The organism is Rhodospirillum sp. A1_3_36, from assembly GCF_047263945.1.
In the GTDB taxonomy this organism is placed as follows: Bacteria; Pseudomonadota; Alphaproteobacteria; order Rhodospirillales; family Rhodospirillaceae; genus Rhodospirillum.
The window spans coordinates 1-1,305 of record NZ_JBLAVB010000088.1 but is presented as its reverse complement, the minus strand read 5'-3'; the positions used below and the strand labels follow the sequence as shown (position 1 = coordinate 1,305).

General features: G+C 57.5%; 1 protein-coding gene. It reads right to left on the bottom strand.

The genetic code is table 11. The features are described from left to right. Nucleotides 1–62 precede the first annotated feature (62 nt). Nucleotides 63–1,243 (bottom strand): IS3 family transposase gene (locus ACLIRY_RS27070; RefSeq protein ID WP_413208521.1). Its coding sequence is split into 2 segments (ribosomal slippage): nucleotides 63–982 and nucleotides 982–1,243, totalling 1,182 coding nucleotides; the frame shifts between segments, so codons are not numbered across the junction. Nucleotides 1,244–1,305 lie beyond the last annotated feature (62 nt).

Sequence of the window (1,305 nt, the reverse complement as noted above, 5' to 3'; positions counted from 1 at the left end):
AGAGGTGTCCCCCCTTGTTTGGAGAGCTTGGCGGCTTTGTTAAGCTGTTCCCGGTTTGATGATCATGCCGCCAGCGCCGCATCCATCCCCCTGTCCGGGGCATGCCCCGGACAGGGGGATGGCGCGATTTGATGATAAGCCTCATCAGGCGTCTGTCCAGCCAGTGCCGAATGGGGTCGTCGTGTGTTGTAATAGGCCATCCACCGGTTCAATCCGGCCCGGAGATCCGATCCCGTTTCAAAGGCATGGAGATAGACGCATTCGTATTTTACTGATCGCCAGAGCCTTTCGATAAAGACGTTATCCATCCATCGGCCCCGCCCATCCATGCTGATCTGAACCTTGGCGTCCAGCAGGACACCGGTGAACCGGGGGCTGGTAAACTGACTGCCCTGACCGGTGTTGAAGATCTCTGGTTTCCCGAAGCGGTTCAGGGCCTCTTCCAGGGCCTCGATACAGAAGTCCGCCTCCATGGTGTCGGACAGCCGCCAGGACAGCACTTTCCGGGTCGCCCAGTCCATGATCGCCACGAGATATAGAAAACCCCCTCGCATCGGAATGTAGGTGATGTCCGAACACCAGACGTGATTGGGTCGGGTAATCTCCAGGTCCTTCAGCAGGTAGGGATAGATCGGATGGTCTGGATGGGGGTCACTGGTCCTCGGCTTCTGGTAAATGGCCGAAAGCCCCATCTTCTCCATCAGGCGTGAAACCCGTTTGCGGCCAACGGCATGGCCCAGTCGCCGGAAATGGCGCGCCATTTGACGGGCACCGTAAAACGGGCCGTCCAGGAACACCTCGTCGATCAGCCGCATGAGCGCCAAGTTCAGGGGCGATTCCCCGCGCGGCTGGTAATAGAACGAAGACCGACTGATGGAAACCAAGGTGAATTGCCGGACAATCGACAACACCGGATGGGACGGTTCAACCAGGTGTCGCCTTCTCTCGATACTCATCGATTGAAGGCTTTTGACAAAAAATCCCGTTCCACGACCAATTGGCCGATCTTGGCGTCAAGACGCTCCACCTCCGCAGCGTTGGTTTCCGCCTCCTTGGCCGGTTTGTTCGAGAACGTCGAGGACATTCCCTCGATGGCCTGCTTTTTCCACGTCGTGATCATCGTCGGAAGGATGCTGTATTTCGCGGCCAATTCCGCGACCGTCTGCTCACCCTTGATCGCCTCTAGGGCCACCTTCGCCTTAAAGTCGGCCCCGTAACGCTTCCGTGTAACCTTGCCCAAAATCCCTCTCCTTTTCAGAGATGGGAACAGCTTAACACCCTGTCCGAATTTCCGGGGCCACCTCT